A 14,675-nucleotide genomic window follows, 5' to 3' on the forward strand; every position below is an offset into this window, starting at 1 on the left:
CTAAGGCTATTTTTAAACTGAATTAAATTCTGAATTCTATGATTAACAAAATCATTGATTTTTCAATCAATAATAAATTTATTATTGGGTTGCTTACCTGCGTACTTATTGGTGCGGGTATCTGGAGCATGATTAAAGTTCCGGTAGATGCGCAGCCCGATATCACCAATAATCAGGTGCAGGTGATTACCCAGGCTCCCAATTTGGGAACAGAGGATATTGAGCAATTTGTTACTTATCCGGTTGAGGTGGCCATGAGCAACCTTCCCGGGGTAAGTGAAATTCGTTCGGTCTCCAGATTTGGACTTTCTGTAGTTACCATTGTTTTTGATGATGAGCTGGGCACTTATTTGCCGCGCCAGCTCGTAGCTGAAAAGCTGAACGCCGTAAAAGAAGAAATTCCCGAAGGTTTTGGTAAACCTTCTATGGGGCCAATTTCCACAGGCCTGGGCGAAATATACCAGTATACTCTTGAAGTTGAAGAGGAATATAAAGCTGAATATTCTCCTACTGAACTCAGGACGATTCAGGACTGGATTGTACGCCGGCAAATGGCCATGGTACCCGGAGTAGTGGAAGTAAACGGTGTAGGTGGCAGGATAAAACAATTTGAAATTGCTGTAAATCCCGAAGAATTGCGTGCTATCGGGCTGAGTATTTCTGATGTTTTTAATGCCCTGGAACTTAATAATGCCAATACCGGCGGTGCTTATATTGAAAAGGACCATCAGGCAAACTTTATTCGCGGGGAAGGCCTGGCCCGCAGTGTGGAAGACCTGGAAAAAATTGTGGTAAAAAATTCTGATGGCATTCCTGTTACCATTCAAGATGTTGCCGATGTGAAAATTGGTAGCGCAGTGCGATACGGAGCACTTACAAAAAATGGCGAAGGCGAAACTGTTGGCGGCATGGTGATGATGTTAAAAGGTGCCAATTCCAATGAAGTGATTGACAATGTAAAGAACCGGATTGTGCAAATCCAGAAGTCGTTGCCGGAAGGAGTTTCTATAAAACCATTTCTGGACCGTAGTGAACTCATAAGCGAAACCACTTCTACCGTAACCGGAAATCTTTTGGAAGGCGGGCTTATTGTAATTTTCGTGTTGGTCCTGCTGCTGGGCAACTGGCGCGGAGGCCTAATTGTTGCTTCTACAATTCCTTTATCCCTTTTGTTCGCTTTTATCCTGATGAATATTTTTGATGTTTGGGCCAACCTTATGAGCCTGGGAGCCATCGATTTTGGAATTATCGTAGATGGCGCGGTGATTATCGTAGAAAGTACGGTATTCCTGCTTCATCAGCGCATTTTAGAGAACAGGAAAATTGATAACATAGAGCGGGATGAGATCGCTTCTTCTTCAGCAAAAAAGATGATGAATTCGGCATTTTTCGGCCAGCTGATTATCCTTATTGTTTTTCTTCCAATTCTTGCCCTGCAAGGCGTAGAGGGCAAAATGTTTCGGCCCATGGCGCTAACCTTTATTTTCGCCATGATAGGGGCAATGCTGTTATGTCTTACTTATGTGCCTATGATTTCTTCGCTATTTTTGAAGGAATCCCCAAAGCAAAAGAATTCCTGGGGAGACAAAATTATAAGCTTTGCCCAAAGAAAGTATGAACCGCTTTTAAAAACTTCTCTCAAAAGAGCCAAAATTGTGCTTGGTTCTGCAGTGGTACTTTTCGCTGTGGCTGTTTTCTTATTCACAAGAATGGGGGGTGAATTTATTCCGCAGCTGGATGAAGGGGATATCGCTTTTCACATTATTCTGAAACCGGGCAGTTCGCTGTCTGAAGGTATAGCCACTTCAACTAAAATTGAAAAATTACTGCTGAACGAATTTCCTGAAATCGAACAGGTGGTAAGTAGGTTTGGTGTTTCAGATGTTCCCACAGATCCCATGCCGATGGATTTAGGTGACAGTTTTATTATTCTGAAACCAAAGTCGGAGTGGACTTCCGCAGAAACAAAAGATGAACTTATTGCCGAAATTAAGAAAACCATTGGTGTTATTCCGGGAGTTAGCTACGAATTTACCCAGCCGGTGGAAATGCGTTTTAATGAACTTTTAACCGGAGTGCGCGAAGATGTGGCGGTGAAACTATATGGGGAAGACCTGGAAGTTCTGGCTGCCAAGGCTAATGAAATGGGGAAGATTATTAGCGGTGTAGATGGAGTGGCAGATCTTAAAGTGGAAGCTACCTCGGGCCTGCCACAAATTACGGTGAATTACAATCGCAGTAAACTGGCGCAGTACGGGCTACAGGTAAATCAACTGAATTCTCTTATTCAATCGGCTTTTGCAGGAGGTAAGGCAGGGGTGATTTTTGAAGGGGAAAAACGTTTTGACCTGGTGGTTCGTCTGGCGGAAAGTGAGCGTACAAATATTGAAAATATCAGGAATTTATATGTCACACTGCTTTCTGGGACTCAGGTACCGTTAAGGGAAGTAGCGCAGATTTCTTATCAGCCCGGCCCTATGCAGATAAGCAGGGACAACACCAACCGCAGGACGTATGTGGGAGTGAACATAAGGAACCGCGATGTGAAATCTGTAGTTAGCGATATTCAACAGAAACTGGATGAGGAATTGCAATTACCGCCGGGATATTATATTAGGTATGGCGGCGCTTTCGAAAATTTTGAACGCGCCAGCGAACGGCTGCAAATAGTTGTTCCCATTGCTCTGCTGCTGATTTTTATCCTTATTTATTTTGCTTTAAAATCCTTTAAACAAACCACCATGATCTATATGGCCATTCCGCTGGCAGCCATTGGCGGAGTATATGCGTTGTGGCTGCGGGATATGCCTTTTAGTATTTCGGCAGGAGTTGGTTTTATAGTGCTTTTTGGGGTTGCTGTTTTAAATGGACTCGTATTGATTAGCGGATTAAATGAGCTGAAAGAAGAGGGAGTCACCAGTTTAAGCCAACGTTTAAAAGAAGGCACAAAACGAAGGATAAGGCCAATATTGCTTACTGCTTTAACCGATGTGCTGGGATTTTTACCAATGGCGGTTTCCGGCTCGGCAGGGGCCGAGGTGCAGCGGCCTTTGGCAACAGTGGTAATAGGCGGTTTAATCACTTCTACTTTACTCACGCTGTTTATCCTGCCTATTTTGTATAAATGGACAGAAGAGCGGGAAGGTAAATTTAAGCTGAATAAAAAGTTTGTACCGGCCACTGTTCTTCTAGCTTTGTTTTTTCTGAACCCGATAAATGCAAAGTCCCAGGAATTAAATGAGAATTTACCCGAAATAAATCAGCAGCAGGCAGTGGAGATGGCATTAAAGAATTATCATTTACTGAAGAACAGGCTGCTGGAAATAGAACAGGCCAAAGCTCAGAAACTATCGGCGTGGGATTTTGGCGAAACACAAATTCTAACCGGCGGGGAAGAACTGGATGAGGATAGAGGGATTTACACCAAGATTGGAATTCAGCAGCAGGATATTGATATTTTCGGAATTTTGCCCGGCCGTAAACTTCAGAAGGAAAAAGTATCTTTTGCCGAGAAATCTTTTGATCTTTCTCAATTGGAGGTAGCGCAGGCGGTGCGTGAAATATGGAGCAGGACTTATTTTGCCCGCCGAAAATTTGAAGTTCTAAACCGGTTGGATTCTGTTTATCAGCGTTTTTCTGAAGCTGTAGATTTGCGATATGAAGTGGAAGCCATTTCCCGCCTGGAAATGTTAACGGCGAAGAACAAAGCCGCAGAAATTGTTGTTCAGAAACAGCAGGTTTACCATGATTATCTATCTGTTTTGCAGCAATTAAACTTGTGGATTGGCGATGAAAGGGAATTTACTGTTGCTGAAGATTATAAAATCAGCTCGCTGATTCCGCAGAAACTTTCTGCTGAAGAATTTTCAGATCACCCTGAACTTGCCACCGCCAGGCAGAAAATTGATTTAGCAGAAGCGGAATATAGTCTTACCAAATCTAATTTTCTGCCAAAATTCAATCTTAGGTATGGTCTTCAGGAGGTAAATGGAGCTTCCGGATTTTACAGTTATCAGGCCGGGATTTCCATTCCGGTTTTATCGGGAGAGGCTTATGCAGATGTAAAGACGGCAAAAATCGAAAAGAAAATCGCTTCCCAGACTGCTGACTTTCAGCAGCGAAAATTTGACTCTCAGTTGTCCAGTGCTTTTCAGAATTATAAAAAATGGGAGGAATCCTGGCAATTTTACCAGGATGAAGTACTGCCTTTAAATGAAGAACAGTTACAGGGTTCGTTACTGGCTTTTAAAGAAGGTGCAATAGAATACGTTGCTTTTATTCAAAATATGGACAATGCCCTGCAAACTGAATTAAATGCCCTGGAAGCATTTAAAAATTATCAGCTGGCCGTGGCAGAACTTCAGTATTTCCTTAATTCTAAATAAAATCAAGATGAAATTTTATTCAACATATATATTTATTTTTCTAACCGGATTTTTAATTATTTCCTGTGGAGATGAAACCGGTACTAACAAAGAAGAAGCTACTGTTTCAGAAAATTCAGGAACAGGAGCAGAGACAGCTTCCGCAGAAAGTACCGAGGTAATGATTTCCCAGCAGCAGTTTGACGCGCTGGATATTAAAATTGACACCCTGGCCACACGTTCCATGAGCGGATTTGTGGAGGCAAACGGACATCTGGAGGTTCCGCCGCAAAGCGAGGCCACGGTAACCACTTCTCTTGGGGCAAACATTGTTTCCATAGAGGTAATTGAGGGAGATAATGTAAAAAAGGGGCAGACACTGGCCTACATTGCGCATCCCGATATTGTGGAAATTCAGACAAGGTTTTTGAATATGGCTAATGAGATGGAATTCCAGGAGAAGGAATATAACCGCCAGCAAAAATTGTATGAAGCAGGTGTGGGGTCTGGAGAAGGTTTTCAAAAAGCTGAAGCAGCCTACCGAAACGCCAAAGGTAATTTACAAGGCCTTAAAGCTCAGCTATCTTTACTAAATTTAGATCCGCAGCGCATTTTAAATGGGAATCTGGCGCAGCGGGTGCCTTTAAAAAGCCCTATTGCCGGTGCGGTGCAAAAAGTGAACATTAAAACCGGGCAATTTGTGCAGGCTCAGGAAAATTTGTTTGAAATTGTTAATACCGAGCACGTACATGCAGATTTGATGGTTTTTGAAAAGGATGTTGCCCGGGTAGAGAAGGGACAGCAGGTAAATTTTACGGTAGAATCTTTGCCGGGGACCGAGTTGCAGGCTAAAATTCTTTCCATTGGCAAAACTTTTGAAGAAGACCCAAAAGCGCTGCATATTCATGCCGAAATTGAAGATAAGCCGGAAAGCCTGATTCCTGGTATGTATGTGCGCGGAAGGATTGCGGTAGATAATAACCAAACCGTAGCTTTACCTGAAGATGCCATAGCAAAAAACGGCGAAAGGTTTTTTGTCTTTACAGCAGAAGAAGAGGGGGGTGCATGGAGCTTTAAACCAGTTGAGGTTGTTACCGGCACGAAAAATAACGGCTGGGTGGCATTGAAATTTCTAACGGATTCAGAATCCGGGCAAAAATTTTCCTATAATAATGCTTATTATCTCATGGCAGAAATGCAAAAAGGAGAAGGTGGCGGCCATCATCATTAAAATTCAAAAAAATGGAAGTACAAAATATAGAAAGAACGCAGAAAGGTTTGAATTACGCCATGATTTTAAGCGTAATTACCATTGCTTACAATACAATAGAAGGAATAGTTTCGACCTTTTTTGGCGCCAGTGATGAAACACTGGCGCTTTTTGGGTTTGGACTGGATAGTTTCGTAGAAGTGCTTTCCGGAGTGGGAATCGCGCATATGATCTACAGGATGAAACGCAACAGCATAAACGAAAGGGATAAATTTGAAATTACCGCACTTAGAATTACGGGTACTGCTCTGTATATTCTTACAGCCGGACTTATAGTTGGGGCGGGTATTTCTATTTTTAATCAATCTGAACCTGAGACTACAATGGCCGGAATTATTGTAGCGGGAATTTCCATTTTGACCATGTATTTTCTTTATGCTGAAAAAATGAAAGTCGGGAAAAAACTGGACAGCAAACCAATAATTTCAGATGCGAAATGTACCAAAACCTGTTTTTATCTCTCTTTTATCTTGCTGGCTTCAAGCCTGATATATGAAATTTGGCGAATTCCATATATAGATGCTTTAGGAAGTATTGGTATTGCCTGGTATGCCTGGAAAGAAGGAAAGGAAGCTTTTGAAAACGCCAAAAGTAAAAGTCTTTCCTGTTCCAGTGATTGTTGCTGATAATTGCCAAATTTAAACGCTAATCCTGTCGCGGTTGTATTTATTGCGGTACTGAAGGGGCGAAATTCCGGTGATTTTCCTAAAGGTATTCCTGAACGATTTCTCATCAGAATAGCCTACGCCATACATTACTTCGCTCACATTGTCACGCGAAGTTTCCAGGCTGCGTTTGGCAGCTTCCACTTTTACACGCTGGATGTATTCGGTAATCGTGTTAGTAGTTGCTTTTTTGAATCGGCGTTCCAGGCTCCTTCTGCTTAAAGCAAATTTCCCTGAAAGCTGGTCTACACTTATTTTATCATTAAAATTCTTTTCAATAAACTCCTGAACTTTTTTCACCACAACATCTTCATGATCTTTTTGCCCGCGGAACATAATAAAAGGAGACTGGCTTGCCTTGTCTATATCTATCATAAATGTCTTGGAGGTAAGAACTGCCATTTCGCGGCCTACATACTTTTCAACTAAATAAAGGAGAAGGTTAAGGTAAGAATAGGCGCCACCGCTGGTGTAAATTCTGTCATCTTCGGTCATGATTTTATCATCCACAAGGTCTACTTTTGGAAACATTTTCCTGAAATCTGCTGCATGTATCCAATGCGTGGAGCACTGTTTACCATCCAGAAGGCCGCTGGAAGCGAGGAAAAATGCAGCAATGCAAAAACTGGCAATTTCGGCACCACGTTCATATTGTGTTTGTAGCCAGGGAATAAATTCCCGGTTGTTGGAGAAGGCAACTTCGGGATCGTCATGAATTGCCGGAATAATAATAAGATCGGTTTCAGTAATCTCATCAATATGTTTATGGGGATTTACTGAAAAAAGGCCGTTGGTTTGAGTGGCCATTTTATCTATCCCCACCAGTTCTACTTTAAAAGCAGGAGATTTTCCCTGATCTTTCAGAAAAGAATTCACCTGATTAAAAATCTGGTGGGAACCTACCACATTTACCAGACTTGTGTGCCCTCGTGGAATTAAGATAGAAATATGCTTTTGCATAACAGATGTTTGCATTAAAAAATTGACGCATTTGCCCCTCCAAATTGACGTATTTCTCCCGTACTAGATCCTGTGAATTTACATAATTTTATATTATCAATTTAAATACAGGAAGTTATGTTTTTAAAAGAGAAGATTTTTAGCGGGTTTTCTGTAGATGATTTGGTGAAAGCCAGTAACTTCTACGTTAACATTCTTGGGCTTGAAATTGAAGAAAATGCTATGGGGATTCTTGAACTTAAAATTAAAGGCAGCAACAGCATTATTTTGTATCCAAAGCCAGATCATGACCCCGCAACTTTTACTGTCTTAAACATTCCTGTAGATAATATTGATAAAGCGGTGGATGAATTAACTCAAAATGGAGTGCGTTTTGAACAATATGATGGGGAATTGAAAACAGATGATAAAGGGATTTTCAGGGATACAAAGAACCAAATGGGAATTGCATGGTTTCGGGATCCTGCAGGAAATATACTATCAATATTAGAAACTCAAAAACTATAAAAATGGCAGGGAGAAATGAATTTTTAAGGAAGTTTAATGAAGCTTTTGCAGAAGGTAATCAGAAGTTTATTCTCGAACAGTTAAGTGATGAAATTATCTGGAATTTTTTAGGGGACAGGACAATTGAAGGGAAAGAAGATGTAAGAAATTTTATTGAAGAAATGTCCTGCATAGAAACTCAGTCGATGGAAATATCAAATATTATCACCCATGGCAAAACTGCTGCCGTGGATGGAAAAATGACCATAAAGGAAGAATCTGGGAAAGTAAAAAACTTTGCCTTCTGTGATATCTATCAATTTACCGGATTTAAGAACGCTAAAATTGGCAAAATGACCTCTTATGTTATACCACTGAAAAGGTAAATGGGAAGCATCAATCTGAATTTTATAATCACTAACACCATTCAAAATGAAAAACGATCAGAAAATTGTACCGAATTTATGGTTTGACGGAAAAGCCAAAGAAGCCGTGGAATTTTATATTTCGGTTTTCGAAAATTCTAAGATTAACACCACCACCCGTTATTTGGAAGCAGGGCAGGAGTTTCATCAGCAGGAACCAGGATCTGTCATGACCATGGATTTCACTGTGGAAGGTTTCAGGATGGTGGCTTTAAATGGCGGTCCATATTTTCAGCTTAATCCTTCAATTTCATTCTTTGTGTTCTGTAAAAGTGAGAATGAAGCAGAGAATTTGTGGCATAAACTTATAGCAGGGGGTAAAGAATTGATGCCCTTGGAATCCTACGACTGGAGTCCCAAATATGGCTGGCTGGAAGATGAGTTTGGAGTGAACTGGCAGCTAATGCTGGATTCTGAATATACCGGGAAGCAAAAAATTGTCCCGTCGCTGTTTTTTACCGGGAGTAGTCGCGGGAAAGCAGAAGAGGCAGTAAATTATTACACTTCAGTTTTTAAAAATACCTCTGTGGAGGGGATCCTGAAATATGGTTCGGAGAATTCCTATGCCGAAGGTACTGTAATGCATTCCCAGTTTCAGTTGGAAAATCAGGTATTTATGGCAATGGATAGCGGAGTTGAAAACGATTTTCCATTTAATGAAGCCATATCTCTCGTGGTGAATTGTAAAGACCAGGAAGAAATTGATTATTACTGGAACAAGCTTACTGAAGGCGGAGATCCTGCGGCACAGCAATGCGGCTGGTTAAAAGACAAATTTGGCATTTCCTGGCAGATAGTACCCGAAGGAATGGAAGAACTGCTGAATAATCCGGATAAAGAAAAAGCCAATCGGGGGATGGCAGCTGTGTTTCAAATGAAAAAATTCGATCTTGCTATGCTGAAAAAAGCAATAGACGATAAAATGCCATCCTCATAATTTTAATCATAAATACCTGTAGCAATGAAACATTTAAAAATAATATTCTGGATTACCACGGGTTTAATTTTCCTTTTTCAGGGAGTAATGCCCGCATTAACAGGCCATACCGAAATGGCAAAAGAGGGCATCCGGCATCTTGGATATCCTGAATATTTCGGCATCACCCTGACCATTTTTAAAGTACTGGGTGCACTGGTACTTATTATTCCGAAGGTTCCAAAACGGCTAAAGGAATGGGCTTATGCGGGTTTTACCTTCGACTTTATTTTTGCGGCAATAAGCATCTGGGCAGTAGACGGTCCAGGCCTGGAAATATTTTTTCCTTTTATTGTTCTGGCTATACATATGACTTCTTATTTTAGTTACCATAAATTAATACGTAACCCTATAAATATCAATTATGAAACGCAAGCAGTATAAAACTGAAATCGCGGCATCCAGAGAAAAAGTATGGAAGGTCCTTTGGGATGATGAAACCTATCCACAGTGGACTTCAGCATTTAGTGAAGGCTCAAAAGCAGAATCTGACTGGAATGAAGGCAGTAGAATTCTTTTTGTAAACGGGGAGGGAGAAGGAATGGTTTCAGTAATAGAGAAGAAAATTAAAAATGAACTAATGCAGTTTAAACATCTTGGTATGATAGACAAAGATGGAAATGAAGATAACGAAAGTGAGAAAATTAAAGCATGGGCGGGCGCTATGGAGCGCTACACTCTCAAAAGTACAGAGGAAAATACAGAAGTTGTAGTAGATATGGATGTAGACGAGTCCTATATAGATTATTTTGACTCTGCATGGGTAAAGGCTTTTGAAAAATTAAAAGTGTTATCAGAAAAATAAATTAGAAAACTTTAAATAAGTGGAAGCAACTAAAATAAAGGTTCAGGCTACCATAAATGCTTCGTGAGTTTATTGGGAGGAGGTCAACTGCCAAGTCGATCCAAAGTTTGTACATCGCTATTTTTATTAAACCGGTTTCTGAATCTAAAATTAAGCCTGTCATGAATTTTTGCTGATATTTCAAGCGCTGTAATACCATTTTCGAATTGAATTCCGTTGTAAAAATTGTCACCACCCCTAAAGTTATAGGCCTGAAAAATCCATACGCATGTCGAAAGTGATATTTATATTTTTAAGAGCTCTAACTTTTCATTGGGGATAATAGGTCCAGCCAGATTATCCCTTTGCTGTGTAAATCCCGATAGAGAGGTTAAAAAAAGTAAGCTAATTAAAAATGACTTTATCATAAAATATCAGGAATTAGATTTTCGCATGATTGGACTATATTGTCATTCATTAAATTATCTGAATCAGAGAGTAATTTTGGTTCTGAAGACTATTAGGAATTAACCAAAAATTTATTAAAACTATAAGTTAGGATTTAGTAGCGGATTTGTTCTTCTGCTATAAATATGGAAAAGCTGAAAACCTGATGCTTTCCGGGTTCATGATTTAAGTTAAATATTACAGTATTTTCTTATCTGTTCGTATTCTGGCAATTTCTAAATCAACTTTGCTCTCCCTACAACTGGTATTATTCATTTTTAGAAAGGATTCTTCAGAAGAGATTCGAGATTCTTCTTCCGAAGAATCATAAAAAAATATTAAGGTTCACCCATTTCCATTGCAAAGCAGGAATAATTCCTAAATTCAAATTAGAAATCAGCATTTTCGGCCTGACTCATTTTTAGACTAACCAAATCTCCATAAAATGGAATTACCAAAACATCCCGATACTTCTTCAGTAGAACTTAACGTGAACGGCAGAAATATAGAACTCTCCATAGCACCCTGGACTACTTTACTTGATGCATTAGGGGAACATTTGCAGTTAAACGGCACTAAAAAAGGTTGTGACCATGGCCAATGCGGTGCCTGCACAGTACTGGTTGACGGGAAACATATAAATTCCTGCCTTACCCTGGCTGCAATGCAAACCAATAAAGAGATTACTACTATTGAAGGCCTGGCTCAGGGGGAAGATCTTCATCCCGTACAGGAAGCTTTTATAGAACATGATGCTTTCCAGTGCGGCTACTGTACTCCCGGCCAGATTTGCTCTACGGTAGGCCTGCTGAATATGAAAAAAGGTAAAAGTCCGGAAGAAATCAGGGATTTGATGAGTGGTAATATTTGTCGTTGTGGTGCCTACGCTAACATCTATAAAGTAGTGGAAGAAATGGTGCAAAAGGAAACAGTGGGAACTACATCAAAAAAAAATAGAGTATGAACAATATTTCTTTTACCCGTGCAGAAAGCGTTGAAGGGGCAGTAGACAAGGCAGCTACAACAGAGGAACAGGTAAGGTTTATAGGAGGTGGAACTAATTTACTGGACCTCATGAAATACCGGGTGGAAAATCCAGATCATTTAATAGATGTAAATCGCCTGGACCTTTCCGAAATTAAAGCTATAGAAAATGGTGGAATGCGACTTGGAGCTACGGCTACCAATGCAGATACTGCTTACCATGAAGAGGTAGAAAAAAATTATCCTTTACTTTCAAAAGCGATGCTTGCTGCGGCCTCCACACAGTTAAGGAATATGGCTACCAATGGTGGCAATCTTTTGCAGCGCACCCGTTGCTATTATTTTTACGATACCTCCACGCCCTGCAATAAGCGGGAGCCGGGAAGTGGTTGTTCTGCCCTGGAAGGATTTAATCGCATTCATGCCATTCTGGGTGAAAGTGAGCATTGTATAGCCACACATCCTTCAGACATGGCGGTAGCCCTGGCGGCTTTGGATGCTACGGTCCAGGTAACCGGCAAAGGCGGCGAAAGGAGTATCCCAATTCAGGAATTTCATCGTTTGCCCGGAGATAATCCGCAAATTGACACTAATCTTAAACCCGGAGAACTTATCACGGCTATAGATTTACCCGCAAAAGGTTTTGCTGAAAATTATGCTTACCTGAAAGTACGGGATCGTCCATCTTATGCTTTTGCCTTGGTTTCGGTAGCCGCGGCAGTGGAACTTGAAGGAGAAAATATTAAGGACATTCGGGTAGCCCTTGGAGGTGTTGCCCATAAGCCCTGGCGAAAACCTGAAGTGGAAAAAGAATTTTTCGGAAAAGCAGCCAGTCCAAAAAACTTCGAATCCCTGGCTGAAAAATTAATCGAAGGTGCTACGGGCCATGGTGATAATGATTTCAAAATTAACCTGGCAAAAAACACCATCGTAAGGGCATTAACTGAAGCAATAGAAAAGTAAATGATAGCAGACACCAATTATATAGGCAAATCTACCCGCAGGGTAGATGGTAGAAAAAAGGTGACCGGGCAGGCTCCTTACATTGCTGAATTTAATCCGGCAGACCTTGTTCATGGCTACATAGTTAACAGTACTATTGCCAGAGGCAGGATTACTGCTATTCATAAAGATAAAGCATTAAATGTGCCCGGGGTAAGGGAGGTTTTTACCCATGAAAATGTGCCGCCAGAGGTAAAAATAAATTCAGATTATACAGATCCGCTGGCGCCTCCGGGCAGTCCGTTTCGGCCTTTGTATGACGATAATATTCTTTATAACGGGCAACCTGTTGCATTGGTTGTTGCAGATACCTTTGAAACGGCGGCCTATGCTGCCGGACTGGTGAAAATTGAATATGAAGCTGAAGAAGGTTACGAGGTGGATATCAGGAGAAATCTTGAGCAGGCCACTCATGAAGATGTGCCGGAGCCGCCGGAACCAAGGGGAAATGCTGCTGAAGCATATGATTCTTCAGAAGTTAAAATTGAAACGGAATATTATCAGCCGCGGGAATATCACAATCCTATGGAAACTTTCGCTTCGGTTGCTTCCTGGAATGAAGAGGAAGGTAGTTTCAATATCTATGATAAAATTCAGGGTGTAAGCAGCAGCCAGGGCTATATTGCCGGAATTTTTAATCTTGAAAAAGAAAAAGTAAGGGTGATATCTCCTTTTATTGGGGGAGCATTTGGTTCAGGTTTGCGGCCGCAATATCAGCTGTTTTTTGCAGCTATGGCTTCCAAAGCACTTAAACTTCCGGTTAAGGTAGTAATGACGCGAACCCAGATGTTCACTTTTGGTCACCGGCCAGCCTGTTTACAACGAGTAAAACTTTCCGCAGATAAAAAGGGGAAATTAACCTCTATCCGTCATGAAGCTTTCTCAGAAACTTCCAGGTTTGAAAAATTTAATGAAACAGTAGTAGATTGGTCAGGGCTGATGTACCAGTGTGAAAACGTGGAGCTGGATTATCAATTGGTGCCTGTAGATGTATATACACCATTGGATATGAGAGCTCCTGGAGGAAGCACCGGGATGTATGCGCTGGAATGTGCTATGGATGAGCTGGCGGTAGAAGCAGGGGTGGATCCGCTGGAATTAAGAATTATAAATTATGCTGAAAAAGACCAGAATGAAGATAAGCCTTATTCCAGCAAGGAATTAAAAGCTTGTTACCAAAGGGCTGCGGAAAAATTCGGGTGGCAAAATAGAAATGCGAAATCCCGAAGCATTAAAAAAGGTAATGAGCTGGTAGGCTATGGAATGGCTTCAGGAGTTTGGGAAGCCATGCAACAGAAATCTTCAGCTAAAGCAATACTTACTTCAGAAGGAAAACTTACTGTGAGTTCAGGTACTGCCGATATAGGCACCGGGACTTATACCATAATGTCTCAGATTGCTGCTGAAATGCTGGGTATTTCCCTGGAGCATGTGGAATTTAAATTAGGTGATTCCACTTTGCCAGATGCACCAATAGAAGGCGGTTCCTGGACAGCATCATCAGTAGGTTCTGCCGTAAAGTTGGTTTGCTCAGCTTTACAGGAAAAGATTTTTGAACTTGCCACGCAAACGCATCCGGATATCTTTGAGAATAAACTTTTTGAAGATGTGGTTTTTGACAATGGGCAGATATCAGGAAATTCTGGAACAGCGGTTTCTTTTTCAGAAATAATAACAGCTGCCGGCAGGAAATCGCTGGAAGTACAGGTGAACTCCGAACCTGAGGATAATCGGGAGAATTATTCCTGTTATACCCACTCCTGCGTAATGGTTGAAGTTAATATAGATGAAGATACGGGGATGATTAGTATTCCAAAAGTGGTAAGTGCCATTGCCGGCGGAAAGATCCTGAATCCAAAAACTGCAGAAAGCCAGATTATTGGCGGGGTTACCTGGGGAATTGGAATGGCCCTGGAAGAGGAAGGCATGATGGATAGCCGTAACGGCAGGATAATGAATGCCAATCTAGCGGAATATCATGTTGCCGTTCACGCCGATGTAAAGGAAATTGACGTGATTTTTGTGGAAGAGCAGGATGATATTGTTAATCCATTGGGCGCAAAAGGTTTGGGGGAAATTGGAATTGTTGGAGTGGCAGCGGCCATTGCCAATGCAGTTTACAACGCTACCGGAAAACGGGTTAGGGATTTACCAATAACGCTGGATAAGGTGTTGGAGTAGATGTTATCAAGCTTTTGCCGATTAATACTGATCAAATGAATTACAAAATTAAAATACTGAATGAAAAAGTTCTGACTTTGATCAATTTCAGTTTAGTGATTTATTTTATGTGTATCTATGGGCTCTATTTG

The 14,675-nt window shown here is 41.0% G+C and carries 12 protein-coding genes; 11 read left to right on the forward strand and 1 reads right to left on the reverse strand.

The window, feature by feature from the left end; all coding sequences use genetic code 11:
* Positions 1 to 38 precede the first annotated feature (38 nt).
* Genes RM539_RS11840 through RM539_RS11850 form a run of 3 tightly spaced genes read left to right on the forward strand, consistent with a single transcriptional unit; the run spans position 39 to position 6,260 of the window.
* On the forward strand, positions 39 to 4,385 hold the full coding sequence (locus tag RM539_RS11840) for a CusA/CzcA family heavy metal efflux RND transporter (protein ID WP_311503613.1): 4,347 nt from the start codon (positions 39 to 41) through the stop codon (positions 4,383 to 4,385).
* Positions 4,386 to 4,392: 7 nt separating this feature from the next.
* Positions 4,393 to 5,595, forward strand: a complete 1,203-nt coding sequence (locus RM539_RS11845) for an efflux RND transporter periplasmic adaptor subunit (protein WP_311503614.1) — start codon at positions 4,393 to 4,395, stop codon at positions 5,593 to 5,595.
* Positions 5,596 to 5,606: 11 nt separating this feature from the next.
* Complete coding sequence (locus RM539_RS11850) at positions 5,607 to 6,260, forward strand: cation efflux transmembrane domain-containing protein (protein ID WP_311503615.1); 654 nt, start codon at positions 5,607 to 5,609, stop codon at positions 6,258 to 6,260.
* A 12-nt stretch (positions 6,261 to 6,272) separates the two neighbouring features.
* On the opposite strand, the gene RM539_RS11855 is transcribed toward RM539_RS11850, so the two are convergent.
* Positions 6,273 to 7,259, reverse strand: a complete 987-nt coding sequence (locus RM539_RS11855) for a GlxA family transcriptional regulator (protein WP_311503616.1) — start codon at positions 7,257 to 7,259, stop codon at positions 6,273 to 6,275.
* 117 nt (positions 7,260 to 7,376) lie between these two features.
* On the opposite strand from RM539_RS11855, the gene RM539_RS11860 reads away from it, so the two are divergent.
* The 8 genes from RM539_RS11860 (at position 7,377) to RM539_RS11895 (ending at position 14,544) form a co-directional block, all read left to right on the forward strand.
* Entirely contained in the window at positions 7,377 to 7,766 is a 390-nt protein-coding gene (locus tag RM539_RS11860; RefSeq protein ID WP_311503617.1) for a VOC family protein, read from the forward strand.
* Positions 7,767 to 7,768: 2 nt separating this feature from the next.
* Positions 7,769 to 8,131 (forward strand): nuclear transport factor 2 family protein, encoded by a 363-nt coding sequence (locus RM539_RS11865; protein ID WP_311503618.1) that lies wholly within the window; start codon positions 7,769 to 7,771, stop codon positions 8,129 to 8,131.
* Positions 8,132 to 8,177: 46 nt separating this feature from the next.
* Entirely contained in the window at positions 8,178 to 9,107 is a 930-nt protein-coding gene (locus RM539_RS11870; protein ID WP_311503619.1) for a VOC family protein, read from the forward strand.
* Between the two features lie 24 nt (positions 9,108 to 9,131).
* Complete coding sequence (locus RM539_RS11875; RefSeq protein ID WP_311503620.1) at positions 9,132 to 9,530, forward strand: DoxX family protein; 399 nt, start codon at positions 9,132 to 9,134, stop codon at positions 9,528 to 9,530.
* On the forward strand, positions 9,511 to 9,951 hold the full coding sequence (locus tag RM539_RS11880; protein WP_311503621.1) for an SRPBCC family protein: 441 nt from the start codon (positions 9,511 to 9,513) through the stop codon (positions 9,949 to 9,951). The genes RM539_RS11875 and RM539_RS11880 overlap by 20 nt, the downstream gene beginning before the upstream one ends.
* Before the next feature lie 871 nt (positions 9,952 to 10,822).
* The gene (locus RM539_RS11885) at positions 10,823 to 11,341 is read left to right on the forward strand and encodes a (2Fe-2S)-binding protein (protein WP_311503622.1); all 519 of its coding nucleotides are present in this window, start codon (positions 10,823 to 10,825) and stop codon (positions 11,339 to 11,341) included.
* A complete protein-coding gene (locus tag RM539_RS11890) occupies positions 11,338 to 12,324 on the forward strand; it encodes an FAD binding domain-containing protein (RefSeq protein ID WP_311503623.1) in 987 nt (328 codons plus the stop codon). Before RM539_RS11885 ends, RM539_RS11890 begins: the two co-directional genes overlap by 4 nt.
* Complete coding sequence (locus RM539_RS11895) at positions 12,325 to 14,544, forward strand: xanthine dehydrogenase family protein molybdopterin-binding subunit (RefSeq protein WP_311503624.1); 2,220 nt, start codon at positions 12,325 to 12,327, stop codon at positions 14,542 to 14,544.
* Positions 14,545 to 14,675 lie beyond the last annotated feature (131 nt).

The sequence above is a fragment of the Autumnicola musiva genome (genome assembly GCF_031846585.1).
Classification (GTDB): Bacteria; Bacteroidota; Bacteroidia; order Flavobacteriales; family Flavobacteriaceae; genus Autumnicola; species Autumnicola musiva.

Bases quoted from the DNA above. Each gene is read 5' to 3' on its own strand.
- RM539_RS11850 (WP_311503615.1), top strand. From the start codon at position 5,607: ATGGAAGTACAAAATATAGAAAGAACGCAGAAAGGTTTGAATTACGCC.
- RM539_RS11885 (WP_311503622.1), top strand. From the start codon at position 10,823: ATGGAATTACCAAAACATCCCGATACTTCTTCAGTAGAACTTAACGTG.
- RM539_RS11870 (WP_311503619.1), top strand. From the start codon at position 8,178: ATGAAAAACGATCAGAAAATTGTACCGAATTTATGGTTTGACGGAAAA.
- RM539_RS11895 (WP_311503624.1), top strand. From the start codon at position 12,325: ATGATAGCAGACACCAATTATATAGGCAAATCTACCCGCAGGGTAGAT.
- RM539_RS11845 (WP_311503614.1), top strand. From the start codon at position 4,393: ATGAAATTTTATTCAACATATATATTTATTTTTCTAACCGGATTTTTA.
- RM539_RS11865 (WP_311503618.1), top strand. From the start codon at position 7,769: ATGGCAGGGAGAAATGAATTTTTAAGGAAGTTTAATGAAGCTTTTGCA.
- RM539_RS11890 (WP_311503623.1), top strand. From the start codon at position 11,338: ATGAACAATATTTCTTTTACCCGTGCAGAAAGCGTTGAAGGGGCAGTA.
- RM539_RS11840 (WP_311503613.1), top strand. From the start codon at position 39: ATGATTAACAAAATCATTGATTTTTCAATCAATAATAAATTTATTATT.
- RM539_RS11880 (WP_311503621.1), top strand. From the start codon at position 9,511: ATGAAACGCAAGCAGTATAAAACTGAAATCGCGGCATCCAGAGAAAAA.
- RM539_RS11860 (WP_311503617.1), top strand. From the start codon at position 7,377: ATGTTTTTAAAAGAGAAGATTTTTAGCGGGTTTTCTGTAGATGATTTG.
- RM539_RS11875 (WP_311503620.1), top strand. From the start codon at position 9,132: ATGAAACATTTAAAAATAATATTCTGGATTACCACGGGTTTAATTTTC.
- RM539_RS11855 (WP_311503616.1), bottom strand. From the start codon at position 7,259: ATGCAAAAGCATATTTCTATCTTAATTCCACGAGGGCACACAAGTCTG.